Below are 23,379 nucleotides of genomic sequence, written 5' to 3' on the forward strand. Positions count from 1 at the left end.
TATGTGCGATCAATCAGCCCAAGGGCGGATCAATCTTCGCGGTAGCGACGCAGCTTCAATTGCTTGCCGGCAACGCGGGTGTCTTTCAGCTTGGTCAGCAGTTTTTCCAGACCGTCTTCCGGCAGCTCCACCAGGGAGAAGCTGTCACGGACCTGGATGCGACCGATGGCTTCACGTGCCAGGCCACCCTCGTTGAGGATAGCGCCCAGCAGGTTCTTGGCAGCGATACCATCACGTGCGCCCAGCGCGGTACGGCAACGGGCACGGCCTTCTGCCAATGGAACCGGAGCGCGACGCTCACGATCACCACGGTCCGGACGGTCGCCGGTACGCTCTGGACGATCACCGCGTGGCGCGTTGTTCGGCACCAGTGGGCGCTCTTTCTCGATGGCCGCCAGGGTCAGGGCCTGACCGTTGGTAGCCTTGCGCAGCAGGGCTGCAGCCAGGGCACGCGGGGTGCAACCGATATCGGCGGTCAGGCGGTCCAGCAGGTCGCCGTGGGTCGATTCAGCGTCAGCCACCAGCGGCGACAGGCTGTTGGTCAGTTTCTTGATGCGGGCATCGAGAACGGCCTGGGCATCCGGCAGGCGGACTTCGGCGACTTTCTGACCGGTTACACGCTCGATCACTTGCAGCATGCGGCGCTCACGTGGCGTCACCAGCAGCAGTGCACGACCTTCGCGACCGGCACGGCCGGTACGGCCGATACGGTGAACGTAGGATTCCGGATCGTAAGGCATGTCAACGTTGAACACGTGGGTGATACGCGGAACGTCGAGACCACGAGCCGCTACGTCGGTCGCCACAACGATGTCCAGACGGCCATCCTTGAGGGAGTCGATCACGCGCTCACGTTGGTTCTGGGCGATGTCACCGTTCAGCGCAGCGGCTTTGTAGCCTTTGGCTTCCAGGGCACTGGCCAGGTCCAGGGTCGCTTGCTTGGTACGCACGAACATGATCAGGGCGTCGAAGTCTTCGACTTCCAGCAGGCTCAATACAGCCGAGGTCTTCTGGTCAGCGTGAACCAACAGGTGAGCCTGTTCGATCGCGGTAACGGTCTGAGTCTTGGTCTGGATCTTCACGTGTTGCGGATCGCGCAGGTGGCGTTCGGCAATGGCACGGATCGACTGTGGCAGAGTGGCCGAGAACAGGACGGTCTGACGGGTCGGAGGCAGTGCCTTGAAGATGACTTCCAGGTCATCCATGAAGCCCAGCTTCAACATTTCGTCGGCTTCGTCCAGAACCAGGTGGTTCACGGTCGACAGGACTTTCTCGTCGCGACGCAGGTGGTCGCACAGACGGCCCGGGGTGGCCACGACGATCTGAGCGCCATTACGGATGGCCTTCAGTTGCGGGCCCATCGGCGCGCCGCCGTAGACGGCAACAACGGTAACGCCTGGCATTTGCTTGGCGTAGGTTTCAAAAGCGGTTGCTACTTGCAGCGCCAACTCACGCGTTGGCGCCAGGATCAGGGCTTGCGGCTCGCGCTTGGCAGGATCGATGCAGTGCAGGATAGGCAGGGCGAACGCGGCGGTTTTACCGGTACCGGTTTGCGCCTGGCCAATCATGTCCTGGCCGGCCATGATGATCGGGATCGATTGCTGCTGAATCGCCGAAGGTTCTTCGTAGCCGGTCGCGATGACGGCAGCGAGAATGTTCGGGTTAAGATTAAAAGCGGCGAAGCCGCCGGTTTCCTGGGTCATGGGTCTGCCTCTAAGTGCATCCGCAAAGACCCATGCTCCAAAGCTGCGCATGCCGTGTTGAGACTCAAGAGTCGCCCTGGCTGCTTTGTCGGCGGGGATTTGCGAAAACGAATGAATGAAAAAGATTCGTCAAGGGAGAGTCCGCTGTGCGGACGTGCAGCCGAAGCTGACTTCGGGGAATTGCGCTACCTAAACGCGGCCCGGTTAAAGGCCGGCGCGCACTATACCGGAAATACCTGAAAAAGGGAGCTTTTTTTATCGCCAGGCGCCGATAAACCGCGCTGCATCACAGTCTTTGCAGATAAGCGCGGCAGGGTCTATTTTTCAAAGGCCCGGCCCTGCTGGTCATAACGCTTAAACGGTTCACCTTGCATCGAGACCCTTTGGTCTGAAACCCTTCATTGCGCCCGAGGGCACACCCGATGAATCAAGCCAGCAGCAGCCGCGTCAGCCGTGAACTCCAGGGCCATGTCCTGCTGTTGGGACTGGATCGGGTCGCCAAGCGCAACGCCTTTGACCTGGACCTGCTCAATGAACTGAGCCTGGCTTATGGCGAATTTGATCGAAATGACGAAGCACGGGTGGCCGTAGTATTTGCCCACGGTGACCACTTCACCGCCGGCCTGGACCTGGCCAATGTCAGCGCCGTGATGGCTGGAGGCTGGCAACCGCCCCTGGGCGGTTGCGATCCCTGGGGCGTTTTCGCCGGCCCCAGGGTCAGCAAACCGGTGATCGTCGCGGCCCAGGGCTACTGCCTGACCATCGGTATCGAGTTGATGCTCGCGGCGGATATCAACCTGTGCGCGAGCAATACCCGCTTTGCGCAGATGGAAGTGCAACGTGGGATTTTTCCGTTTGGAGGCGCGACATTGCGCTTTCATCAGATCGCCGGCTGGGGCAACGCCATGCGCTGGCTGCTCACCGGCGATGAGTTCGACGCCCATGAAGCCCTGCGCCTGGGCCTGGTGCAGGAAGTCATGGCCAGTGAAGACCTGCTGCCCCGCGCCATCGAACTCGCCAGCCGCATCGCGCGCCAGGCGCCGCTTGGCGTCCAGGCCACCTTGATGTCGGCCCGCCTGGCACACATGGAAGGCGAAACCGTTGCCGCCGCCGCGCTGCCGCCGATGGTGGATAAATTGCTGAACAGCGAGGATGCCAAGGAAGGCGTGCGGGCGATGGTCGAGAAGCGGCCGGGGGTGTTCAAGGGCATCTAGCTTATGTAGCCGGACGAATCGCCTTGATCAACGCCTGCAACGAGTAACCCAGACGCGGCGCCAACAACTCAGCCCGAGCAGAAAGCGCCTCCATATCCAGCGCCTGGTCCAGCTCCGAAGGCACCAACAGGATCACATTGCCCTCCTTCACCGGCAGTTCCCAATAATGCCGGTGGTACAAACCACGCAGCAGCGCCGCGCCCAAGGGTTTGCCATCGTCGGTGGCCCACTGGTTGATCACCAGCCAACCGCCGGGGTTGAGTTTCTTCTGGCAGTTTTCCAGGAAGGTCCAGGCCAGGTGTCCGACGCCGGGACCGACATCCGTGTAGAGGTCGACGAAAATCAGGTCCGCCGATTCAGCGCTCTCCAACAGTTCCAAGGCGTCGCCGATGCGGATATACAGGCGCGGATCATCATCCAGCCCCAGGTATTCGATGGCCAGGCGCGGCACATCGGGGCGCAGCTCGATGGCTTCGACATCCTCCAGCGGCAGGAACTTGAGGCAGGCCTGGGTCAAGGTGCCAGCTCCCAGGCCGAGGAACAGTGCGCTCTCCGGCTGCTCATGGCACAACGCGCCGATCAGCATCGCGCGGGTGTAGTCGTACTCCAGCCAGCTCGGGTCAGCGGTGAACACGCAGCTTTGCTCGATGGCGTCGCCAAACTCGAGAAACCGGTAATCGGCCACCTCGAGCACACGAATCATGCCGAAATCATCATGGACTTCGGCCAGCAGGCGCTCGACACGCTCCTCGCTCATCACTACTCCTAAAGGGGTTACCCCACGGCAAAGGCGCGATTGTCGGCCAACCGGCGGCAACAGGTCACGCACTAATTGCTGATAACATTGGCGCCCGACCGTCAACCACCCAATCGAGTTCATGATGAGCCAACCCTGGAGCCCCGACAGCTGGCGCGCCCTGCCAATCCAGCAACAACCCCAGTACCCGGACGCTGCGCACTTGTTGCAAGTGGAGCAGAGCCTGGCCAGCTATCCGCCGCTGGTGTTTGCCGGGGAAGCCCGCGAGTTGCGCCGTCAGTTTGCCGAGGTGACCCAGGGTCGCGCGTTCCTGCTGCAAGGTGGCGACTGCGCCGAGAGCTTTGCCGAGTTCTCCGCCGCAAAAATCCGCGACACCTTCAAGGTGCTGCTGCAGATGGCCATCGTGATGACCTTCGCCGCCGGCTGCCCGGTGGTGAAAGTCGGGCGCATGGCCGGCCAGTTCGCCAAGCCGCGCTCGGCCAACGATGAGACCCTCGACGGCATCACCCTGCCCGCCTACCGTGGTGACATCGTCAACGGCATCGGCTTCGACGAAAAAAGCCGCGTGCCGGACCCGGACCGCCTGCTGCAGTCCTACCACCAGTCCACCGCCACCCTCAACCTGCTGCGCGCCTTTGCCCAGGGCGGTTTTGCCGACCTGCACCAGGTGCACAAGTGGAACCTGGACTTTATCGCCAACTCCGCCCTGGCCGAAAAATACAGCCAGTTGGCCGACCGCATCGACGAAACCCTGGCGTTCATGCGCGCCTGCGGCATGGACAGTTCGCCGCAGTTGCGCGAAACCAGCTTTTTCACAGCCCATGAAGCGCTGCTGCTCAACTACGAACAAGCCTTCGTGCGCCGCGACAGTCTGACCAACGACTACTACGACTGCTCGGCCCACATGCTGTGGATCGGCGACCGCACCCGTCAGTTGGATGGCGCCCATGTCGAATTCCTGCGCGGGGTGAACAACCCGATCGGCGTGAAAGTCGGCCCGAGCATGAACCCCGATGACCTGATCCGCCTGATCGACATCCTCAACCCCGACAACGACCCCGGCCGCCTCAACCTGATCGCGCGCATGGGTGCAGGCAAAGTCGGCGACCACCTGCCCAAGCTGATTCGCGCGGTGCAGCGCGAAGGCAAGCAGGTGCTGTGGAGCTCCGACCCGATGCACGGCAACACCATCAAGGCCAGCAGCGGCTACAAGACCCGCGACTTTGCGCAGATCCTCGGCGAGGTCAAGGAGTTCTTCCAGGTGCACCAGGCCGAGGGCACGTATGCCGGCGGGATTCATATCGAGATGACCGGGCAGAACGTCACCGAGTGCATCGGCGGCGCACGGCCGATCACCGAAGATGGCTTGTCGGACCGCTACCACACCCACTGCGACCCACGGATGAATGCCGATCAGTCGCTGGAGTTGGCGTTCCTGATTGCCGAGACCTTGAAGCAGGTCAAACGCTAGCAGACGTTTGGAAAATAGGGCTTGTTGTGGCAAGCCCGCTCGCCACGAAAGTACCTTCCTCCTACACGTGCAGCATGGCAAACCGCAGCCGGTCGGCACTCGGCCGCTGGCAATTGAGCTGGACCTGTTCCAGCCCCAGCCAGTCGGCCATTTGCCGCAGGTTCAGGGCCAGCGCCTGCATTCCCTCATCATCCAGCCCCGGCTCCTCTTCGTGCACCCCATGCACGGCCAGGCGCCCGTTGGCGCGTTCGGCCCGCAGGTCGATACGTGCAGCGATCCGCTCGTTGTGCAAAAACGGCAGCACGTAGTAGCCGTACACCCGTTTGTGTTGCGGGGTGTAGATCTCCAGGCGGTAGCGGAAATCGAACAGGCGCTCGGTGCGGCTGCGCTCCCAGACCAGCGAGTCGAAGGGCGACAGCAGTGCGCTGGCCGACACCTTGCGTGGCACTTTTGGCCCGGGCAGGCAGTATGCTGCCTGCTTCCAGCCTTGCACCTGGCACACCTGCAATTGCCCGTCCTCGACCAATTCCGCCAGGCGACTGCGACTGTCGACGGGGTCAAGGCGGAAGTAGTCGCGCAGGTCTTTTTCGGTGCCTACACCCAAGGCGGTGGCGCTGTGCAGCAACAGGCCACGCTGGGCCTCGGCCTCGGTCAATGGCGTCTGCTGGAGGATGTCAGCCGGGATGACGCGCTCGGGCAAGTCATACAGCCGCTCGAAACCACGCCTGCCGGCAACGGTCACCAGGCCGGCGGCGAACAGCCACTCAAGCGCGTGCTTTTCATCGCTCCAGTCCCACCAGGGTCCGGCTCGCTCTTCGCGGGTCGACAAACTGCCCGCGCCCAGCGCGCCCTGCTGTTCGACAGTCTGCAAAACGCGCTGGATCGTGGCCTGTTGCTCACGACCGAAGCGCGCCATCTGCGAATAGATGCCCCGTCCCTGCTGCGCCCGCTCCATACGCCAACGCATCAAGGGATACAACGCCATCGGCAGCAACGAGGCCTCGTGCCCCCAATACTCAAACAGCGAACGCCGCCGGCCCTGGCTCCAGGCCGCCTGTTCAAGCATCAACGGCGAGTAACCGCCCAAGCGGGAAAACAGCGGCAAGTAATGAGAGCGCACCAGCGCATTGACCGAGTCAATCTGCAACACGCCCAAGCGCTCGATCACGCGGTTGATGTGCGCAGCTTTTATCAGTACGGGCGCCTGGCGCCCGGAAAATCCCTGGGCCGCCAGCGCCATGCGCCGAGCTTGCTTGAGGGAAAAAGACAGGTCGGCGGCCATGAGGTTCTCCATGTGGGCTCGCCAACCACCCTACTGCATCCGGGGTCATTTTCGCAGCGGGTCTTGCCAGAAATGCAGATGGAGATCCTGCTCAACGTCGCCGCGATTGAGCCCGATGTCCTTGAGCGCATCATCGCTCAAGCTGGCCAGGACCTGGCGTTCCCCATGCAGCGCCTGCCAACGGGCAATCCTGTGAAACAGCCCGGAAAACGGACGTTTTGCCATCAACACAAAGCCTCTTTGACCTTTCATCTTCTCGCCCTCCAATGGGGATGACGCGAGTGTGTGCCTGGCCTTAAGATCAATCCAACGAATGTTTCTTATGCAATACATCTCGGAGATTGATCAATTGTCCGGCTACCCGAGCATCGACACTGAGGTACTGCGCACTTTCGTCGCCATCGCCGACCAAGGCGGTTTCACCCGCGCCGGTGAACGGGTCAACCGCACCCAATCGGCGGTGAGCATGCAGATGAAGCGCCTGGAGGAAGACGTGCTGCAGCGCAAACTGTTCGAGCGCGATGGCCGGCAAGTGCGGCTTACCCCCGAGGGCCAAGTGCTGCTGGGCTATGCGCGGCGCATCCTGAAATTGCACAGCGAAGTGTTCAACACCCTGCGCGAGCCGCATATGGTGGGGCTGGTACGCATCGGTACACCGGATGACTACGTGATGCGCTTCCTGCCGGGGATTCTCCAGCGGTTTTCCAAGGCATACCCGCTGATCCAGATTGAGATGCACTGCGAGGCGTCCACGGTGCTGATGCAGCGCCGGGACCTGGCCCTGACCGTGATCAGCCGAGAGCCCGGGAATGATGTCGGGGAACTGTTGCGTTCCGAACGCATGGTATGGGCCGCAGCACCGTGCTTTTGCGTAGACGAGCACGACGCCCTGCCCCTGGCGATTTCCGGTGCTGACTGCCTTTACACCCAATGGGCCCTGGGGGCACTGGATTCGGTCGAGCGCAGTTATCGCCTCGCCTATCACAGCACCAATGGGGCGGCGATCCAGGCAGTCGTCAGCGCGGGCTTGGCGGCCATGGTCAGCATGGAAAGCCTGGTGACTGCAGACCTGCGCATACTCGGCAGCGAGGAAGGGCTACCGCCCTTGCCGTCAATGAACCTGCGTTTGCTGCGTAACCCCCTGATGGCCTCACCGATCACCGATTGCCTGGCGGAGTACATCCTCGAAGGCTTCAGACTTTAAAGGTCAGCATTACCGCACACAGCACCAGGAAGCCGCAGAACAGGCCGCGCAACAGCCTTTCCGGCAGGGCGTGGGCGACTTTCACGCCCCAACTGATACTGAGCAGGCCACCGACAGCCAGGGGGATGCCGATCAGCCAGTCCACTTCGTGGTGCCAGGCATAGGTGACCAGGGTCACCCCGGTACTGGGCAGGGCCAAGGCCAGGGACAAGCCCTGGGCGACCACCTGGGTGGTGCCGAACACACTGGTCAGTACCGGCGTGGCCACCACCGCGCCGCCCACCCCAAACAAACCGCCCATGGAACCGGACGCCGCGCCCAACACGCCAAGCCAGGGCCAGGAATAACGCATGTGTGCCGTCGGCGGTGCATTGCGCGTGAACATGCGCAGCAGGTTGTAAGCCGAAAGCGTCAGCAGGAACACGATAAAGCCGATGCGCATGGCGCCTGCATCCAGCCCCACAGCCCAGATCGAGCCGAGCCAGGCAAAGCTGAAGCCCATGATGCCCAACGGCAGGGCGTGGCGCAGTTCGATGCGATTGCGCTGGTGGTAACGCCACAGGGCCAGCATCACGTTCGGCACCACCATCACCAGCGCCGTGCCTTGGGCAAGTTGTTGGTCCAGGCCGAACCATACGCCGAGGACCGGGATCGCAATCAGCCCACCGCCAATACCAAACAGGCCACCGACCGTGCCGAGGGCCACGCCCAATACCAGATACACCGCTAAATCCAACACCGCTCGCTACTCCACATTCCCAGGCCCTGCATGCTACGCAGTCGACCCTGGCGCGGAAACGCACAGCAACGCACAATGGCTGTGCCAATCTCGCATAAGCGCGCATCGATGAATCCCAACACGCTGACCGATCAACTGAGCCTGTTTCTCGATGTACTGGAAACCGGCAGCTTTTCTGCCGCAGCCCGTCGCCATCCGCTGACCCCTTCGGCGGTGGCGCGGCGCATCGACAGCCTGGAAAGCTCCGTGGGCAGCCGCCTGTTCCAGCGCAGCACTCACGCGGTGGTGCCAACCCCGGCGGGCCTGGCCTTCGCCGAGCGGGCACGACGGATTGTCAGCGAGCTGCAACTGGCGCGGGCGGAAGCGGTCTCCTTGAGCCATGCGCCCGAGGGCTTGATCCGCGTGGACGCACCGGCAGCGTTTGGGCGACGGCATCTGGCGCCCGTGATCGCCGACTTCCTGAATGTGTACCCGGGCTTGGATGTGCACCTGCATCTGATCGACAGCTTTGTCGATATGCAGGGCGCGCACTTGGGCAAGGTCGACCTGGTGCTGCGCGCCGGGCATATCGTCGATACCCGGCTGATCGCCACGCCCCTGGCCAGTATCGTGCGCATCGCCTGCGCCAGTCCGGCCTACCTGAAAAGCCGTGGCACCCCGGCCCACCCTCGCGAATTGAGCGAGCATGACGGCCTGGACTGGGACGGCCTGGCGCCGATGTTCGCGTGGCGCTTCGAGTTGGACGGGCGACGTGCAACGTATCGCCCGCGGCGCATCCGCATGAGCGCCAACAACGCTGAAGCGCTGTTATCGGGCGCTCTCGCCGGGCTGGGGATCGCCCACCTCCCCACCTGGCTGGCCAGTGAGTACCTGGTGCGCGGCGAGTTACTGCCGCTGTTTTGCCAAGACGGCCTACCCACCCCGGAGACCACCGGGATCTATGCACTGCGCCTGGAACAGCAGCCCAATGCGCGCAGCCGGTTGCTGCTGGAATACCTCAAGTCCCGATTCAGCCCCGTGCCGCCTTGGGATCTGGCACTGCAGAACGGACTGGTCTGACCACCCGCACAGAATTATCTGGCGCATTAAAGATTTGCCCGCTAGATTCCAGGCAGACACGCTTTTTTGAGGCACCACCATGAGCAAAAATCCCGCCCCGTGCGAATCCCTGTTGCTGGACAACCAACTGTGTTTCGCCCTGCACTCCACGTCGCTGCTGATGACCAAGGTCTACAAACCGCTCCTGCAAGCCCTCGGCCTGACCTACCCGCAGTATCTGGCCATGATGGTGCTGTGGGAAGAAGATGGTTTGACCGTCGGAGAAATCAGCAGCCGCCTGCTGACCGACCCGGGCTCCCTGACGCCCCTGCTCAAGCGCCTGGAAGCCGAAGGCCTGCTCAGCCGCACCCGCAGCCGTGAAGATGAGCGCGTGGTGGTGGTGGAACTGACCGGCGCCGGGCGTGCCTTGCAGGAAAAGGCCATGGGCATTCCACAGTGCATTCTCGGCGCCAGCGGTTTGGAGCTGGACCAATTGCGCAAGCTGCAGGCTGACTTGCTTGCGTTGCGGGGCAACCTGCAGAACGCGATCTGAACACGGCAAAACACTCAACCTGTGGGAGGGGGCTTGCTCCCGATGACGGTTTATCAGTCGACGAATCTTTTGACTGAAACACCGCTATCGGGAGCAAGCCTCCTCCCACACTGGTTTGCAGCGACTGAAAAAATATTTATACATTTATCTTGCGCGCTAAACATTAGCGCTATACATTTGCCTCACCAACTAATTAGCGCGCAAAACTTTAGCGCTAAAAACCAAGAGGACGACACCATGCAAACGCTCTATACCGCAGTAGCCACCGCCACCGGCGGCCGTGATGGTCGCGCTGTTTCCAGCGACAATATCCTCGACGTCAAACTCTCCACTCCCAAGGAGTTGGGCGGCGCCGGCGGCCAGGCCACCAATCCGGAACAACTGTTTGCCGCCGGTTACTCGGCCTGCTTTATCGGCGCCCTGAAATTCGTCGCCAGCCAGACCAAACGCAAAATCCCGGATGATGCCTCGATCACTGCCCACGTCGGCATCGGCCAGATCCCTGGCGGTTTCGGCCTGGATATCGACCTGCACGTCAGCCTGCCAGGCCTGGCCGAGGACGATGCGCAAAGCCTGGTCGACGCCGCGCACCAAGTCTGCCCGTACTCCAACGCCACCCGTGGCAACGTCGATGTGCGCCTGCACGTAACCGTCTAACCACTGCCGCTGTCACTGGAGAAGAACATGAACACATTTGCCAACGTGCTGACCGGCAGCCTGCTCGCCCTGTCCGTCACTCACGCGTTTGCCGCCAATGGCGACGTTGAACACAGTACCCAGGCCTTCCTGGATGCGTTGAACGCCGGCACCGGCAAACCGATGGAACAACTGACACCCACGCAAGCCCGTGCCGTGCTGACGGGCGCCCAGGCCGGTGTGAAGTTGACCCTGCCCAAGGCGGACGTGAGCCAGAAGACCATTCAGGTCGATGGCCAGCCGCTGGACCTGACCATCGTGCGGCCAGCCGGGGTCAAGGGCACATTGCCGGTGTTCATGTTCTTCCACGGTGGCGGCTGGGTGTTGGGGGATTACCCGACCCACGAGCGCCTGGTGCGCGATCTGGTGGCGGGTTCGGGGGCCGTGGCGGTCTTCGTCAACTACACGCCTTCACCGGAAGCCCGCTATCCGGTGGCGATCAACCAGGCCTACGGCGCAACCAAGTGGGTCGCCGAGCATGGCAAGGACATCAACGTCGACGGCAAACGCCTGGCGGTCGCGGGCAATAGTGTCGGCGGCAATATGGCAGCCGTCGTCAGCCTGATGGCCAAGGACAAGGGCACACCTGCGATCAAGTTCCAGCTGCTGTTATGGCCGGTGACCGATGCCAACTTCGAGACGGCGTCCTACAACCAGTACGCCGAAGGGCACTTCCTCACCAGGAACATGATGAAGTGGTTCTGGGACAACTACACCACCGACGCCAATCAGCGCGCCGAGATCTACGCCTCGCCGCTGCGGGCGACCGCGGATCAGCTCAAGGGCTTGCCGCCCGCGCTGATTCAGACCGCCGGTGCCGACGTGTTGCGTGACGAAGGCGAAGCCTATGCGCGCAAGCTGGACCAGGCCGGGGTTCCAGTGACCGCCGTGCGCTATAACGGCATGATCCACGACTACGGCTTGCTCAATGTGGTCAGCCAGGTACCAGCGGTGCGTTCGGCCTTGCTGCAGGCATCCGACGAGCTCAAGCAACACCTGAAGTAAAAAAGCAGCGCCCACGAAAAAGCCCGACGCTAGGTCGGGCTTTTTTCGTATCGGCGGGGCCGGAATTACTTCTTGGCGCGACCTTTGTACGAACCACCTTCGCGGGTGTCGATCTCGATCAGGTCGTCGATTTCGATGAAATCGGCTACTTGCAGTTCGGTACCGTTGCTCAGCTTGGCAGGCTTCATTACTTTGCCCGAAGTGTCACCGCGAGCGGAACCTTCGGTGTAGGCAACCTTACGCACGATAGTGGTCGGCAGCTCTACGGAAACCAGGCGCTCTTCGAAGAAAATAGCTTCGCAGACGTCTTCCATGCCTTCTTCGATGAACGGCAGAACGGCTTCGATATCTTCAGCGTTCAGCTCGTACATGGTGTAGTCGGTGGTGTCCATGAACGTGTAGGTGTCGCCGCTGATGAAGGACAGGGTCGCTTCCTTGCGGTCGAGGATCACGTCGTCCAGTTTGTCATCGGCGCTGTAGACGATCTCGGTCTTGTAACCGGTCAGCAGGTTCTTCAGCTTGGTCTTCATGATTGCGCTGTTACGACCAGACTTGGTGAACTCAGCTTTCTGAACCAGCCAAGGGTCGTTTTCGAGACGGATCACTGTACCGGGTTTCAGTTCTTTACCAGTTTTCATTGCGTATATCCGAAATTTGGATGGGATTACAAAAATCAAGGTCGCGTATCATATCCAACTTTCATAAAACTGTACCAGCGCCGTCGCAAGATCGGCCTGCAAGCCTTGTTCCAGACACCACGTCTGCGCGTGCTGGCTTAACTCAGGCCAGTGCGCCAGCAGCATTTTCCACGCTTGTGCCATATCGCCATCAGTGTTCCAGGCTTGCCAGAGCTCGACCAGGGCAGCCTTTGCGGCCGGTGACAGGGCGGCGGTGTACAGGTCCAGGAAGGCGTCGAGCTTGTCCAGGTGGATGTCTTCGTCCTGGCGATAGATGTGCCACAGCAGCGGCCGCCCGGCCCATTGGGCGCGCACGAACGAGTCTTCGCCTCGCACGGCGTTGAAGTCACAACACCACAGCAGGCGGTCATATTGCTCCTGGCGCACAAACGGCAGCACCTGCACGGTCAGGGCGTTGCGTTGATGGACGTCCCCCACCGCCAGGCCTTCGACACCGAGCCAATGCTGTACATCACCGAGGATGCGCCCTTCCGGCACCAAGAGATGAGTGGTGTGCCCGTCGGTCGAAAGTGCATCCAGCCAACTGGCCAGCCCGGCGTTTTCGTAGGCGAACAACGAGATCAGCCGCGCACCCGGTGCCGGAAACACACCCAAGTCTTGCAGGAATTGCCGCTGTGCAGCGGCATCCTGCTGAAACGCCTGACGCTGTTCCAGCAACCCGGCCTCGCGTAACAACCCGCCCGTACCGGGTCGGAACCCTGGGAAAAAGAAGTACTTCTGCACGCCCTTGAACTTCACCGACGGCAACCGATGGCACCCCACTACCCAGTCTTCGGCACTGAGGTAATCCAGGTTCATCCACAACGGCGTGCGTTCACGCGCGGCCATGGCTTCCATGTAGTCAGGCGGCAACTGGCAGGCGAAGGCGGCGATCACCACATCGGCTGCCGGTGCGCTCGACCACACGGCCGGCCAATGGCGCACATCGACACCCTCTTGCCATTGCTGGTCCAGGCGCACATCAATCTCGGGGCACATACGCTCGAAGGCGCGCAGGTCGTCGACCCACAAGCGCACCTCGCAGCCCTGCTCCGCCACCAATTGCCGGGCCAGGCGCCAGGTCACGCCGATGTCGCCATAGTTATCGACGACGCTGCAAAAAATATCCCAGCGGGCTTTCATTCCGCGCTCCAACGCTCAAAGGCTCGATTGTCCGCATAAATGCGCCAATGCAGAAGGCTTGATCGCGATTATTCTGCACAGTGGCTGTGCGACAATCGCCGCCATGCCGTTAATGCCTGCCAGGAGGCCATCATGTCCGATCGCTCGTTGTCGCTGCCCAAGCTCACGCTCGCCATTGCCCTGGGGGTGTGGCTGGGATTTATCGCCATTGCGCTGACCAGTTGGCTGGCGTCGCGCTACCTGTTCCCGCAAAGCCTGGCGCCTGTAGCCCAGGCCGTTGAGCAACTGGGTAAACCCGCACCGGTTGCGCCGGAGCCGCCGAACCGTATGTTCGAGCAATATCAACAGAACCTGCAGAAGCATGAACAACAGCAGGCCCTGGACCAGGCCCGCAATAACGCACGCAACCTGTCCAACCCAAAATGCCAGTTCTGGCTGCAGCAGGACCAGAACGCACCGAATGAAAAGACCCGGGCCAATGTCCTGCAATTCTGCGATTGATGACCATGAATAAACACGCCGTTCACCAGCTGATCCTGGAAAAACTCACCGTCGACCTCGACATCGCCCAGCGCGCCGCGCAGACCGCCTACGAAACCGCGACCCACGAAGAAAATATCGCCGAAAACAAATACGACACCCTCGGGCTGGAGGCGTCTTACCTGGCAGCCGGGCAAGCCAGGCGCGTCGAGGAAATCAAGCAGGCGCTGGCGCTATGCCAGAACCTGCCACTGCGTGCGTACGATGATCAACGTGGCATAGAAGTCGGCACATTGCTGGGCCTGGAAGACGAGAACGGCCGCCAGCAGTGGCTGTTCCTGGCACCGGATGCGGCGGGTTTGAAGGTGGACGTGGTCGGGCAACCGGTGACCGTCATCACCCCGCGTTCACCCTTGGGCAAAAGCCTGCTGGGCAAGTTCGAAGGTGATGAGGTGGAGATTCTGGTGGCAGGCGCCCGGCAACACTTTACGGTTACCGAGGCCAAGTAACCCCCCTTAATGGACGGGCAATTCCACGCCGTCGAACAGCTCTTCCAGTTCCTGCTTGTTGTGGCACTGGATTGCCTTGGCCATGACTTCGCGGGTCAGGTGCGGGGCGAACTTCTCGATGAAGTCGCACATGAAGCCCCGCAGGAAGGTGCCACGGCGGAAGCCGATCTTGGTCACACTGGACTCGAACAGCTCGCTGGCATCCAGCACCACCAGGTCTTTATCGAGGTTGGTATCGACGGCCATCTTGGCGACGATGCCCACGCCCAGGCCCAGGCGCACATAGGTCTTGATGACGTCGGCGTCGGCGGCGGTGAACACCACTTTCGGCGTCAGGCCACGATGGCTGAAGGCTTCGTCGAGCTTGGAGCGGCCGGTGAAACCGAAGACGTAGGTGACGATCGGGTATTCGGCCAGGGCTTCCAGGGTCAGCTTCGGCAACTTGGCCAATGGGTGGCCCTGGGGCACGACGACGCAACGGTTCCAGCGGTAGCACGGCATCATCACCAGGTCACCGAACAGCTCCAGGGCTTCGGTGGCGATGGCGAAATCGACGGTGCCGTCGGCGGCCATCTCGGCGATCTGCATCGGCGAGCCTTGATGCATGTGCAGCGCCACGTCCGGGTATTGCTTGATGAAATCGCGGATCACCGGCGGCAATGCGTAACGCGCCTGGGTGTGGGTCGTGGCAATCGACAAGGTGCCTTTCTTCTCGTTGGAGAATTCCTGGGCGATCTGCTTGATGCTCTCGACTTTGCGCAGGATCTCGCCGGCGGTGGTGATGATGCGTTCACCGGCCGGGGTGACACGGGTGAGGTGCTTGCCGCTGCGCGCGAACACTTCGACGCCCAGCTCGTCTTCGAGCAGGCGGATCTGCTTGCTGATACCGGGTTGGGAGGTGTAAAGGCTTTGAGCGGTAGCGGAAACGTTGAGGTCGTGGTGCGCCACTTCCCAGATGTAGCGCAGTTGTTGAAGCTTCATATGTGTCCCTCAAAGCAGATAGACGCCACGGGTATCAGCGACGGTATATAACTATATTAAAGGTTTGACGGATAAATCTAGAACTTTTTATCGTTTTTTACCCATCACACGTCATCACTGCGTCGACGCTGTAACGCAGGCACCAGGTAAACCGGCACGCTAGACAACTGCAGCACCCGTGCGGCGGTGCGCCCAAGCGGTGTGGCGGCCGCCGTGGCATGGCTGTGGCTGCCGACGATCAACAGGTCGACGGACAATTTGCGCAACTGCTCGAGTATCACTTCGCAGGGGTCGCCCTGAATCACCCGTACCGAGCGAATCAGTTCCAGGTCCTGGCCCTCGTCCCCCAATTCTTCGCGAAAACTGTCCAGCACCCGCTGCTCGATGGTCGCCATGACAGTGCTCAGCCCCTGGCTCTGCCATTCACTCAAGGCCTTCTCATCAAGGTAGCTCTGCAACACCGATTCGGCGAACAACCCGATGGGCTCGACCACATGAATCACATCCAGGTCAGCCTTGAACGTTCGTGCCAGCGCCAGTGCATGTTGCATCACATACGGCGCATACAGACCGAGGTCTGTGGCGTACAGCATCGAACGAATCATAAAACCTCCCGGACGGCCAGGATGGAGGAGATTGAATGAGCTTAGCAGCGCGCCTAGGTCTCGGCCTGAATCCTCACCTCGTTACTGATGCCATGGGGCACATGCCCGGTGGCCACCACCTCCCTGGCTTTCTCGCAGTGACCGGCCTGGTCATCGAAAAACACATCCGCGGCAAACGCCTCCAGGAAGGCGGACTTTTCCAGGCCGCCGAGAAACAGTGACTCATCCAGGCGGATGTCCCACTCACGCAAGGTCCGGATCACCCGCTCGTGGGAAGGCGCCGAACGGGCGGTGACCAAGGCTGTGCGGATCGGGCAGGCCTCGTCTGGAAACTCACGCTGCAACAAGTTGAGTGCCGCCAGGAAGCCCTTGAACGGGCCACCGTGCAAAGGCTGGCGTGCCGACTCGCGCTCGCTGGCCTGGAACGCCTCCAGCCCACCGGCCTGGTACACGCGCTCCGACTCATCGGAGAACAGCACCGCGTCACCGTCGAAGGCGATCCGCAGCTCTTCGCTGGACGCCCGGCGCGGACCGCCCGACAGAATCGTCGCGGCGGCAAAGCCGGCATCGAGGGCGCTGCGTACATCTTCAGCATGGGTGGACAGAAACAGGTGACAGCCAAACGCTGCCAAATAAGGATAAGGACTACGCCCACCGACAAAGGCTGCGCGGGAAATATCCAGGCCGTAATGCTGGATGGAATTGAACACGCGCAAGCCGGTGTCGGCACTGTTGCGCGACACCAGCACCACCTCGACCCGAGCACGGCCCAGGCTGGCATTGAGGCTCAGCAGCTTCTTGACCAGCGGAAAGGCGTCACCGGGCTCGAGGATCTCTTCCTCGTGTTCGATCTGGTATTTACGGTAGGCCTCCACCCCTTGGGCAAGGTAGACCTTGTGGCTGTCGCTCAGGTCGAACAGGGCCCGCGAGGAAATCGCCAGCACCAGTTTGTCGCCCAATCCCTTTGCCATGGTACGTCCCCCGAATCAGCGGTTATGCCGATCAATAAAGCTCAAGGCCTGGTACAGCGCCTGCATTCGTGGCAATTCGCAACCTGCGGCCTTGGCGGCAGCGAGCGGTCGCCCATAGATCGCCGCCAGTTCCAGCGGGCGTTTATGTATATGGTCGTGGTACATGCTGGGCAGGTAATCGTCCATGGTTTCCGTCATGGCGAACATCTGCTCGGCGTAACTGTCGGGGATTTCATGACCGCAGGCATGGGCGCCCTGCACCACTTCGGCCATCAGCGCCTGGATCAGCTCGCGGCTGGATTCGTCCGCCATCATTGCCGTGGTACCCGTTCCCAACAGTACGGAGAGGCCATTGTAAGGCACGTTCCACACCAGCTTGTGCCAGCGGGCCTGATGCACATTGGCCATGGTCTGGGACTCGATGCCGGCCTTATGAAACAACGCGGCACCGGCTTCGACAATAGCCTTCTGACGGGCCTCATCGTTGGCGGCCGTGCCGCTGTGGTAGCCCAGGTTGACCCGGCCCAACGCCTGATGCTCGACGACGCCAGGCGCGGAGCGGTGTACGCCGATGTAGCACAGCCCGCCCAGTAGATGCAGGGATGGCGGCAGGTGTTCACGCAGACTGTCTTCGACATCCAGGCCGTTTTGCAGCAACACCACCTTGGCGTCCGGCGCCGCGACCTGGGCGAGGGTCGGGGCCAGCTCGACATTGCCGGTGGACTTGGTGCCCACCAGCAACCAATCGCACGGCGGCATGTCGGCGGCATGGGCGTAGGCCTGCACCGGGCGCAGTTGCAGGTTGCCATGCACACGGCTATTGACGCGCAGGCCGTGCTCGCTGACCGCCGCGTATTCGCTGCGCAGCAGGAAGTGCACGTCGAAGCCCGCGCGTGCCAGCATCACGCCATAGAAGCCACCGATGGCGCCGGTGCCGATAATGCCGATACGTGGCGACTGTACTGTCATGGCAGTTCCTCCGGAGTGCGGCTAAGTGCTTGGTCAATGGTTTCGGTCAGGTCAGAAAGCGTAAGACGTGTCTGTATTTGCCCGAGGAACTGACCCTCGCACACCACGAACAACGCCGGCAAATGAAAGATCTGGTAGCGTTCGACCGCACCGCCATTGTGCCCGGCATCCACCCAGCACACGCGGTCCACCGGCAAACGCCAGCCCGGCAACTGCTGGCGTGCCCAACGGCAGCTGGAACACCCCACGCTGGTGAACACCACCAGCGAAATACCTGGCAATCCCAGCAATTGCTGGTCAATATCCAGGTCGGTCAATTCCAGTTCCTTCACTATACTGCTGCCACCGCCGTCAACTGGACGGTGCTCGGAGTCCGTGTACATGGGTCGTTTTTTACCTCACCCTGATGATGTCGCTGTCGAGTTAATCCAACGCCCCTCTCCCGCCATCCCCCGCCAACGCCTGCACACTATCGGACTGGGCGGCGTTGCCTGCAATTGGCCCCGCCCATGGCGCCAGGGCACGGCCGTTGACCTGCACATTCCCTCCCTGGGCGCCACGGCCCGCTATCCGGGGTATGTGGCGTGGTGTCGCAAGGTGGAAAACGGCTACCGCGTGGGCATTTCGTTTACCGATGAACATGCGTTGTTCGGTGCGCGAATGGGTGAACAAGCATGCCGGATAGAGCGCTACTGCCGCCAGCACGAAGATGCCGAGCCCACCCCGCAGCAACTCGAAGCCCTGGCCCGTGAGTGGGTGGCGCGCCATGCCGGCGAGTTCGCCCACGAGACGTTTGTGCGACCAGCGCTGGATTAAAGCGGGCTTTGCCCATTGTCGCGGGCCCGTGTTACGCGCTAAGGTTCCTCCCCCCTGCATTCAAATCATGCTGTGCCCGCCGCACGGGGATGGCTGGCGGCCGGCACCCGTGACCCTGGCGAGTAACACGATGGCTGATTTACCGATCAATGACCTAAACGTCGAATCCAACGAGACCCTGATCACACCCGATCAGCTCAAGCGCGAAATCCCTCTGAGCGACGCTGCCCTGCAGACCGTCACCAAGGGCCGCGAAGTCATCCGTGACATTCTCGATGGCACCGACCACCGCCTCTTCGTCGTGATCGGGCCTTGCTCGATCCACGACCTCAAGGCTGCCCACGAATACGCCGAGCGCCTCAAAGTGCTGGCGGCGGAAGTGTCCGACACCTTGTACCTGGTGATGCGCGTGTATTTCGAGAAGCCGCGTACCACCGTGGGCTGGAAAGGCTTGATCAACGACCCGTACCTGGACGACTCGTTCAAGATCCAGGACGGTTTGCACATCGGTCGCAAATTGCTGCTGGACCTGGCCGAAATGGGCCTGCCCACCGCCACCGAAGCCCTCGACCCGATCTCCCCGCAGTACCTGCAGGACCTGATCAGCTGGTCGGCCATCGGCGCGCGCACCACCGAGTCGCAGACCCACCGCGAAATGGCATCCGGCCTGTCTTCGGCCGTAGGCTTCAAGAACGGCACCGACGGCGGCCTGACCGTGGCGATCAACGCGCTGCAATCGGTCTCCAGCCCTCACCGTTTCCTGGGTATCAACCAGGAAGGCGGCGTCTCCATCGTCACCACCAAGGGCAATGCCTACGGTCACGTGGTGTTGCGCGGCGGCAATGGCAAGCCCAACTATGACTCGGTCAGCGTGGCGCTCTGCGAGCAGGCGCTGAACAAGGCCAGGATCAAGCCGAACATCATGGTCGACTGCAGCCACGCCAACTCCAACAAGGACCCGGCGCTGCAGCCGCTGGTGATGGAAAACGTCGCCAACCAGATCCTCGAAGGCAACCAGTCGATTATCGGCCTGATGGTCGAGAGCCACCTGAACTGGGGCTGCCAGGCGATTCCAAAGGACCTGGCCGACTTGCAGTACGGCGTATCGATCACCGATGCCTGCATCGACTGGTCCGCCACCGAGAACACCCTGCGCAGCATGCACGCCAAGCTCAAGGACGTATTGCCGAAACGCAAACGCAGCTGAACCTGTATCTGAAGGGTGCGCACACAAAAACGCCGGGCTGAGCCCGGCGTTTTTCATGCTGCATTTTATGTTGTGCGTTATAGCTTCGCGGCATGGCGCTGGTGGCGCTCCATGTAGCGTTCGACATAGGAACACGACGGGATCACCGTGTAGCCTTGCTCTTCGGCAAACTTCAACGCTTCCTCGGTCAACGCGGCAGCAATGCCACGGCCGCGCAGTGCGTTGGGCACGAAGGTCCGATAGATGTCCAGGGTCTGCTTCCCGAGGTCCATATAGGTCAGATAGGCACGATGACCGTCCACATTGGTCTCGAACTGATGACCAGCCTGGTCATGGTGGATGGACAACGCCTCGCTCATCACTACTCCTCGCGGGTCTTGGATTCTGACCCCTACCTTACCGATGTTTTTCCGGCGAAGGAACATCTACGCCACCCCGTGCCGGTTTCGACAACGAGAAAACCTTGAGCGCTCACAACCAGCACGTAGGGAATAGTAGGCAGCAATCCTGTAATTGCTCAAGGCGTGCCCGTCATCCCTGCCGCTGGTGGATATAGAAAGGGCCTCGATCAACCGGTGACCGAAAGCCTGAACATTGCCGGCAGTTGAACCTTGAGACGAACAGGCGCTCTTAAAGTCACCTCTACATGCGTAAAAGATGCTCGGGCAAGCATCCTCAAGCCTAACCAAAGTGTCGGCGTGGATATATAAATTTTCATCTGGTTGCCAGGCCCGGCACATGCGGGCTGGCCCTTTCAGCCTGGATCCAATTTTCATCCGAATGAAAAAAACTGGACAGTTTTTATACAAACCTCAAAAAGGTTAGCCAAAATAGATTCGGTACAAGAATTTTTTTTGCTTCTTGCGCTACGTCAGTTTACTTACTACAAGTAATGGGTAGTATGTACGCCGGCTATTAGCTCACTCTGAGAAAGTAGCCATTTAATAGAAAGTCCTTGAAGGGGAACACGATGAACAACGTTCTGAAATTCTCTGCTCTGGCTCTGGCCGCAGTTCTGGCTACCGGTTGCAGCAGCGTCTCCAAAGAAACCGAAGCTCGTCTGACTGCAACTGAAGACGCAGCAGCTCGCTCCCAGGCCCGTGCAGACGAAGCCTACCGTAAAGCTGATGAAGCTCTGGCTGCTGCTCAAAAAGCACAACAGACTGCTGACGAAGCTAACGAGCGCGCTCTGCGTATGCTTGAAAAAGCTAGCCGCAAGTAATAATCCCTCGGGATTGTTATCAAGCCGATCCATTCTTGGATCGGCTTTTTATTGCCTGCGATTCGGACCAGAACCCCGCGCAATAAAAAGCCCGCCGCAGCGCAAGGCCGTGGCGGGCTCAGCAGCGGACCGGACGCTTATTGCTGCAGGTCGATCGGCGCGCTGGAAGCTATCGGTGCAGCACCTGGCACACCGATCTCGGTGGGCAGGCCATCTTCGGCCGCGACCACATCACGCACCTGATCCCAGTTCACCCGCAGGTTATTGGCCAGGTCTTCACGCTTGAGCAAGGCGTTGATCACTGCCGTGTGCTTGTCGACCACCGACGGCGTGCCATCGTCGTTCAAGGGCGTATGCGCCTCGAGGTAGACCTTGCCGCCGCTGCTGCCGAACTTGTAGGCATCGTTGATGATGCGCACCGACGTCCCCACCGGGACCATGCCGGCCATTTCCAGCACGTTGTTGTTGAACATGCGGAAGCAGCCGTGGCTGGTACGGGTGCCGATGCCGAACTTCATGTTGGAACCGTGGATGAGGTAACCCGGCGTTCCCAGGGTGAACTTGAACGGCCCCAGGGGGTTGTCCGGGCCGGCCGGCACCACATTGGGCAACGGGTCGCCGTTGGCGGCGTGCTCGGCCTTGATCGAGGCCGGCGGCGTCCAGGTCGGGTTCGGCGTCTTGGCGATGATGCTGGTGTGCGCAATGGGCGAGCCCCAGCCTTCACGGCCAATCCCAAGCGGGAAGGTGTAGACCACGTCCTGCCCCTTGGGGAAGTAGTAGAGCCGGTATTCCGCCAGGTTGATCACGATGCCCTCACGGGGGCCCGGCGGCAGGATGAAGCGCGTCGGCAGGACGATCTCGGTCCCCGCCCCCGGCAACCAGGCATCGACGCCCGGATTGGCCGCGACCATTTCCGAATAGCCCAGGTCGTAGGTGGTACCCAGGTCGGCAAAGGTGTCTTCGTACTTGGCCTTGATCACCTGGACCTGCCCGACGATGTCTTCGCCGGGTGGTGGCAGGGGCAACTGCAAGGCGGCGGCAGGACCGGCCGCACACAAGGCAGCAAGAGACAGGCAGCAGGTGACGACGGAAAGGCGCGACAACATCCGGAAAATCCTTCGCAGAACGACGGGTAGGTAAAAATCGATTGTATACGTGAAGCGGACTTCTAGCTGCCCCCTACAACTCGAAACGCAACTCGGGCCAGATTGGCGGCGTGCCACGCTTCTGCGACTCCAGGATCGCCCGGCACAAAGGGCACAGGCGCTGGTCCTGGAAAATCGAACGGTCGACCAGGGACCAACGCGGCTGCGCCGGCAATAACGTACCGCACAGGGTGCGGTCGATGGAGCCGCCCAGTTCCAATTGACGCGTCACCAGATGCACCCGCACTTCCTGGCAGGCGAACAGATCCAGCTGCTCGTCCGGCTCGATCAGTTGGTAGTTAAACAGGGACCAGGCAGGACGCGACATCGGGGGCTCCAGATCGGGGGGGCGCCACCTTAGCCGAAAGCCTGCCGGTAGAAAAGCGTCATAGCAGCGGTTTTAGCGTCGGCCAGACATTTTCCAGCAATTTGCCCTGGGCGCCGACAGCCGGGTGCAGTCCATCAGCCTGCATCAACGCCGGGTTGCCACCGATACCCTCCAGGAAAAATGGCACCAACGGCACCTTTTTGGCCGTTGCGACGTCATTGAATACCTTGGCGAATGCATCGACATAGCGCTTCCCGTAATTGGGCGGAATCTGCATGCCCAGCAACAGTACCTTCGCACCGCTGGCCTGGGACTGCTCGATCATCGACGCAAGATTTTGTTGCAATTGCGCCGGCGGCTGCCCGCGCAAGCCGTCGTTACCACCCAATTCGATTACCACCACGTCCGGCTTATGCGCTGCGAGCGCCGCCGGCAGGCGCGCGAGGCCTCCGGCACTGGTGTCGCCGCTGATGGAGGCATTGACCACTTTATCGTCGAAACCTTCCTTCTTGAGCCGTTGCTGCAGCAATGCGACCCACCCTTTGCTGGTATCCAGGCCGAAACCGGCACTGATACTATCGCCAACGATCAGGACTGTACCCGCCGCTGCGTTCTGGGCCATGCACATCAAGGCCAGGCCAGCACTCAAAAACCACATTCGCAT

The 23,379-nt window shown here is 61.1% G+C and carries 28 protein-coding genes; 12 read left to right on the plus strand and 16 right to left on the minus strand.

Annotation, left to right across the window (positions count from 1 at the left end; all coding sequences use genetic code 11):
* Positions 1-29: 29 nt before the first annotated feature.
* Positions 30-1,703, minus strand: coding sequence for a DEAD/DEAH box helicase (locus FX984_RS21825; protein ID WP_027606997.1), 1,674 nt, complete (start codon positions 1,701-1,703; stop codon positions 30-32).
* Between the two features lie 422 nt (positions 1,704-2,125).
* Here FX984_RS21825 and FX984_RS21835 point away from each other — a divergent pair, with 422 nt between their 5' ends.
* Positions 2,126-2,917, plus strand: a complete 792-nt coding sequence (locus tag FX984_RS21835) for a crotonase/enoyl-CoA hydratase family protein (protein WP_065924442.1) — start codon at positions 2,126-2,128, stop codon at positions 2,915-2,917.
* Position 2,918: 1 nt separating this feature from the next.
* On the opposite strand, the gene FX984_RS21840 is transcribed toward FX984_RS21835, so the two are convergent.
* Positions 2,919-3,674 (minus strand): spermidine synthase, encoded by a 756-nt coding sequence (locus FX984_RS21840; protein WP_027606995.1) that lies wholly within the window; start codon positions 3,672-3,674, stop codon positions 2,919-2,921.
* Between the two features lie 124 nt (positions 3,675-3,798).
* Between FX984_RS21840 and FX984_RS21845 the strand changes: the two genes are divergently transcribed.
* Complete coding sequence (locus FX984_RS21845; RefSeq protein WP_027606994.1) at positions 3,799-5,145, plus strand: class II 3-deoxy-7-phosphoheptulonate synthase; 1,347 nt, start codon at positions 3,799-3,801, stop codon at positions 5,143-5,145.
* A 61-nt stretch (positions 5,146-5,206) separates the two neighbouring features.
* Here the strand turns inward: FX984_RS21845 and FX984_RS21850 are convergent, their stop codons facing one another.
* Together FX984_RS21850 and FX984_RS21855 are read right to left on the minus strand one after the other, a co-directional pair.
* Complete coding sequence (locus FX984_RS21850) at positions 5,207-6,427, minus strand: winged helix-turn-helix domain-containing protein (RefSeq protein WP_098480040.1); 1,221 nt, start codon at positions 6,425-6,427, stop codon at positions 5,207-5,209.
* A 45-nt stretch (positions 6,428-6,472) separates the two neighbouring features.
* On the minus strand, positions 6,473-6,679 hold the full coding sequence (locus tag FX984_RS21855) for a DUF1127 domain-containing protein (protein ID WP_186511919.1): 207 nt from the start codon (positions 6,677-6,679) through the stop codon (positions 6,473-6,475).
* 70 nt (positions 6,680-6,749) lie between these two features.
* Between FX984_RS21855 and FX984_RS21860 the strand changes: the two genes are divergently transcribed.
* A complete protein-coding gene (locus tag FX984_RS21860) occupies positions 6,750-7,631 on the plus strand; it encodes a LysR family transcriptional regulator (protein ID WP_065924438.1) in 882 nt (293 codons plus the stop codon).
* Here the strand turns inward: FX984_RS21860 and FX984_RS21865 are convergent.
* Positions 7,621-8,370 carry a sulfite exporter TauE/SafE family protein gene (locus FX984_RS21865; protein ID WP_027606990.1) on the minus strand — a complete coding sequence of 250 codons (750 nt, stop codon included), beginning with the start codon at positions 8,368-8,370 and terminating at the stop codon, positions 7,621-7,623. The two genes, FX984_RS21860 and FX984_RS21865, sit on opposite strands and share 11 nt — an antisense overlap.
* Positions 8,371-8,478: 108 nt before the next feature.
* On the opposite strand from FX984_RS21865, the gene FX984_RS21870 reads away from it, so the two are divergent.
* The 4 genes from FX984_RS21870 to FX984_RS21885 all read left to right on the plus strand — a co-directional run bounded on the left by FX984_RS21870 (position 8,479) and on the right by FX984_RS21885 (position 11,662).
* Positions 8,479-9,429: a LysR family transcriptional regulator gene (locus FX984_RS21870; RefSeq protein WP_027606989.1), complete on the plus strand. Its 951-nt coding sequence runs from the start codon at positions 8,479-8,481 to the stop codon at positions 9,427-9,429.
* 79 nt (positions 9,430-9,508) lie between these two features.
* Positions 9,509-9,961 (plus strand): MarR family winged helix-turn-helix transcriptional regulator, encoded by a 453-nt coding sequence (locus tag FX984_RS21875; RefSeq protein WP_027606988.1) that lies wholly within the window; start codon positions 9,509-9,511, stop codon positions 9,959-9,961.
* Between the two features lie 237 nt (positions 9,962-10,198).
* Entirely contained in the window at positions 10,199-10,618 is a 420-nt protein-coding gene (locus FX984_RS21880; RefSeq protein ID WP_027606987.1) for an organic hydroperoxide resistance protein, read from the plus strand.
* Between the two features lie 27 nt (positions 10,619-10,645).
* On the plus strand, positions 10,646-11,662 hold the full coding sequence (locus FX984_RS21885; protein WP_027606986.1) for an alpha/beta hydrolase: 1,017 nt from the start codon (positions 10,646-10,648) through the stop codon (positions 11,660-11,662).
* Positions 11,663-11,727: 65 nt separating this feature from the next.
* On the opposite strand, the gene FX984_RS21890 is transcribed toward FX984_RS21885, so the two are convergent.
* Together FX984_RS21890 and earP are read right to left on the minus strand one after the other, a co-directional pair.
* Positions 11,728-12,300 carry an elongation factor P gene (locus FX984_RS21890; protein ID WP_003172723.1) on the minus strand — a complete coding sequence of 191 codons (573 nt, stop codon included), beginning with the start codon at positions 12,298-12,300 and terminating at the stop codon, positions 11,728-11,730.
* A gap of 48 nt (positions 12,301-12,348) precedes the next feature.
* Positions 12,349-13,482: an elongation factor P maturation arginine rhamnosyltransferase EarP gene (gene earP / locus FX984_RS21895; protein ID WP_027606985.1), complete on the minus strand. Its 1,134-nt coding sequence runs from the start codon at positions 13,480-13,482 to the stop codon at positions 12,349-12,351.
* Between the two features lie 132 nt (positions 13,483-13,614).
* Between earP and FX984_RS21900 the strand changes: the two genes are divergently transcribed.
* Together FX984_RS21900 and FX984_RS21905 are read left to right on the plus strand one after the other, a co-directional pair.
* Positions 13,615-13,983, plus strand: a complete 369-nt coding sequence (locus FX984_RS21900; protein ID WP_108574496.1) for a hypothetical protein — start codon at positions 13,615-13,617, stop codon at positions 13,981-13,983.
* A gap of 5 nt (positions 13,984-13,988) precedes the next feature.
* On the plus strand, positions 13,989-14,471 hold the full coding sequence (locus FX984_RS21905; RefSeq protein ID WP_027606983.1) for a GreA/GreB family elongation factor: 483 nt from the start codon (positions 13,989-13,991) through the stop codon (positions 14,469-14,471).
* A 6-nt stretch (positions 14,472-14,477) separates the two neighbouring features.
* Here FX984_RS21905 and cysB read toward each other — a convergent pair whose 3' ends face one another.
* From cysB to FX984_RS21930, 5 genes are all read right to left on the minus strand, one after another.
* Entirely contained in the window at positions 14,478-15,452 is a 975-nt protein-coding gene (gene cysB / locus FX984_RS21910) for an HTH-type transcriptional regulator CysB (protein WP_003189876.1), read from the minus strand.
* Between the two features lie 104 nt (positions 15,453-15,556).
* Positions 15,557-16,057, minus strand: a complete 501-nt coding sequence (locus tag FX984_RS21915) for a universal stress protein (protein WP_027606982.1) — start codon at positions 16,055-16,057, stop codon at positions 15,557-15,559.
* 53 nt (positions 16,058-16,110) lie between these two features.
* Positions 16,111-17,028: a 5'-nucleotidase gene (locus tag FX984_RS21920; RefSeq protein ID WP_027606981.1), complete on the minus strand. Its 918-nt coding sequence runs from the start codon at positions 17,026-17,028 to the stop codon at positions 16,111-16,113.
* Between the two features lie 15 nt (positions 17,029-17,043).
* The gene (locus FX984_RS21925; protein WP_027606980.1) at positions 17,044-17,997 is read right to left on the minus strand and encodes a putative 2-dehydropantoate 2-reductase; all 954 of its coding nucleotides are present in this window, start codon (positions 17,995-17,997) and stop codon (positions 17,044-17,046) included.
* Positions 17,994-18,380: a thioredoxin family protein gene (locus tag FX984_RS21930; RefSeq protein WP_027606979.1), complete on the minus strand. Its 387-nt coding sequence runs from the start codon at positions 18,378-18,380 to the stop codon at positions 17,994-17,996. Before FX984_RS21930 ends, FX984_RS21925 begins: the two co-directional genes overlap by 4 nt.
* Between FX984_RS21930 and FX984_RS21935 the strand changes: the two genes are divergently transcribed.
* Entirely contained in the window at positions 18,379-18,813 is a 435-nt protein-coding gene (locus FX984_RS21935; RefSeq protein WP_027606978.1) for a PilZ domain-containing protein, read from the plus strand. The two genes, FX984_RS21930 and FX984_RS21935, sit on opposite strands and share 2 nt — an antisense overlap.
* Positions 18,814-18,943: 130 nt before the next feature.
* On the plus strand, positions 18,944-20,020 hold the full coding sequence (locus tag FX984_RS21940; RefSeq protein WP_027606977.1) for a 3-deoxy-7-phosphoheptulonate synthase: 1,077 nt from the start codon (positions 18,944-18,946) through the stop codon (positions 20,018-20,020).
* A 77-nt stretch (positions 20,021-20,097) separates the two neighbouring features.
* On the opposite strand, the gene FX984_RS21945 is transcribed toward FX984_RS21940, so the two are convergent.
* Complete coding sequence (locus tag FX984_RS21945) at positions 20,098-20,379, minus strand: GNAT family N-acetyltransferase (RefSeq protein ID WP_027606976.1); 282 nt, start codon at positions 20,377-20,379, stop codon at positions 20,098-20,100.
* Positions 20,380-20,990: 611 nt separating this feature from the next.
* Here FX984_RS21945 and oprI point away from each other — a divergent pair.
* Entirely contained in the window at positions 20,991-21,242 is a 252-nt protein-coding gene (gene oprI, locus FX984_RS21950) for an outer membrane lipoprotei OprI (protein ID WP_003172710.1), read from the plus strand.
* Between the two features lie 137 nt (positions 21,243-21,379).
* Here the strand turns inward: oprI and FX984_RS21955 are convergent, their stop codons facing one another.
* The 3 genes from FX984_RS21955 to FX984_RS21965 all read right to left on the minus strand — a co-directional run bounded on the left by FX984_RS21955 (position 21,380) and on the right by FX984_RS21965 (position 23,379).
* Complete coding sequence (locus FX984_RS21955; protein WP_027606975.1) at positions 21,380-22,348, minus strand: L,D-transpeptidase family protein; 969 nt, start codon at positions 22,346-22,348, stop codon at positions 21,380-21,382.
* Between the two features lie 73 nt (positions 22,349-22,421).
* Complete coding sequence (locus FX984_RS21960; protein ID WP_003172705.1) at positions 22,422-22,715, minus strand: hypothetical protein; 294 nt, start codon at positions 22,713-22,715, stop codon at positions 22,422-22,424.
* Positions 22,716-22,773: 58 nt separating this feature from the next.
* Positions 22,774-23,379 (minus strand): arylesterase, encoded by a 606-nt coding sequence (locus tag FX984_RS21965; protein WP_027606974.1) that lies wholly within the window; start codon positions 23,377-23,379, stop codon positions 22,774-22,776.

The organism is Pseudomonas marginalis (genome assembly GCF_008692035.1).
Classification (GTDB): Bacteria; Pseudomonadota; Gammaproteobacteria; order Pseudomonadales; family Pseudomonadaceae; genus Aquipseudomonas; species Aquipseudomonas marginalis.

Coding starts and splice junctions, on each gene's coding strand:
- FX984_RS21825 (WP_027606997.1), bottom strand. CDS start 1,703: ATGACCCAGGAAACCGGCGGCTTCGCCGCTTTTAATCTTAACCCGAAC.
- FX984_RS21835 (WP_065924442.1), top strand. CDS start 2,126: ATGAATCAAGCCAGCAGCAGCCGCGTCAGCCGTGAACTCCAGGGCCAT.
- FX984_RS21840 (WP_027606995.1), bottom strand. CDS start 3,674: ATGAGCGAGGAGCGTGTCGAGCGCCTGCTGGCCGAAGTCCATGATGAT.
- FX984_RS21845 (WP_027606994.1), top strand. CDS start 3,799: ATGAGCCAACCCTGGAGCCCCGACAGCTGGCGCGCCCTGCCAATCCAG.
- FX984_RS21850 (WP_098480040.1), bottom strand. CDS start 6,427: ATGGCCGCCGACCTGTCTTTTTCCCTCAAGCAAGCTCGGCGCATGGCG.
- FX984_RS21855 (WP_186511919.1), bottom strand. CDS start 6,679: ATGAAAGGTCAAAGAGGCTTTGTGTTGATGGCAAAACGTCCGTTTTCC.
- FX984_RS21860 (WP_065924438.1), top strand. CDS start 6,750: ATGCAATACATCTCGGAGATTGATCAATTGTCCGGCTACCCGAGCATC.
- FX984_RS21870 (WP_027606989.1), top strand. CDS start 8,479: ATGAATCCCAACACGCTGACCGATCAACTGAGCCTGTTTCTCGATGTA.
- FX984_RS21875 (WP_027606988.1), top strand. CDS start 9,509: ATGAGCAAAAATCCCGCCCCGTGCGAATCCCTGTTGCTGGACAACCAA.
- FX984_RS21880 (WP_027606987.1), top strand. CDS start 10,199: ATGCAAACGCTCTATACCGCAGTAGCCACCGCCACCGGCGGCCGTGAT.
- FX984_RS21885 (WP_027606986.1), top strand. CDS start 10,646: ATGAACACATTTGCCAACGTGCTGACCGGCAGCCTGCTCGCCCTGTCC.
- FX984_RS21890 (WP_003172723.1), bottom strand. CDS start 12,300: ATGAAAACTGGTAAAGAACTGAAACCCGGTACAGTGATCCGTCTCGAA.
- earP (WP_027606985.1), bottom strand. CDS start 13,482: ATGAAAGCCCGCTGGGATATTTTTTGCAGCGTCGTCGATAACTATGGC.
- FX984_RS21900 (WP_108574496.1), top strand. CDS start 13,615: ATGTCCGATCGCTCGTTGTCGCTGCCCAAGCTCACGCTCGCCATTGCC.
- FX984_RS21905 (WP_027606983.1), top strand. CDS start 13,989: ATGAATAAACACGCCGTTCACCAGCTGATCCTGGAAAAACTCACCGTC.
- cysB (WP_003189876.1), bottom strand. CDS start 15,452: ATGAAGCTTCAACAACTGCGCTACATCTGGGAAGTGGCGCACCACGAC.
- FX984_RS21915 (WP_027606982.1), bottom strand. CDS start 16,057: ATGATTCGTTCGATGCTGTACGCCACAGACCTCGGTCTGTATGCGCCG.
- FX984_RS21920 (WP_027606981.1), bottom strand. CDS start 17,028: ATGGCAAAGGGATTGGGCGACAAACTGGTGCTGGCGATTTCCTCGCGG.
- FX984_RS21925 (WP_027606980.1), bottom strand. CDS start 17,997: ATGACAGTACAGTCGCCACGTATCGGCATTATCGGCACCGGCGCCATC.
- FX984_RS21935 (WP_027606978.1), top strand. CDS start 18,379: ATGGGTCGTTTTTTACCTCACCCTGATGATGTCGCTGTCGAGTTAATC.
- FX984_RS21930 (WP_027606979.1), bottom strand. CDS start 18,380: ATGTACACGGACTCCGAGCACCGTCCAGTTGACGGCGGTGGCAGCAGT.
- FX984_RS21940 (WP_027606977.1), top strand. CDS start 18,944: ATGGCTGATTTACCGATCAATGACCTAAACGTCGAATCCAACGAGACC.
- FX984_RS21945 (WP_027606976.1), bottom strand. CDS start 20,379: ATGAGCGAGGCGTTGTCCATCCACCATGACCAGGCTGGTCATCAGTTC.
- oprI (WP_003172710.1), top strand. CDS start 20,991: ATGAACAACGTTCTGAAATTCTCTGCTCTGGCTCTGGCCGCAGTTCTG.
- FX984_RS21955 (WP_027606975.1), bottom strand. CDS start 22,348: ATGTTGTCGCGCCTTTCCGTCGTCACCTGCTGCCTGTCTCTTGCTGCC.
- FX984_RS21960 (WP_003172705.1), bottom strand. CDS start 22,715: ATGTCGCGTCCTGCCTGGTCCCTGTTTAACTACCAACTGATCGAGCCG.
- FX984_RS21965 (WP_027606974.1), bottom strand. CDS start 23,379: ATGCGAATGTGGTTTTTGAGTGCTGGCCTGGCCTTGATGTGCATGGCC.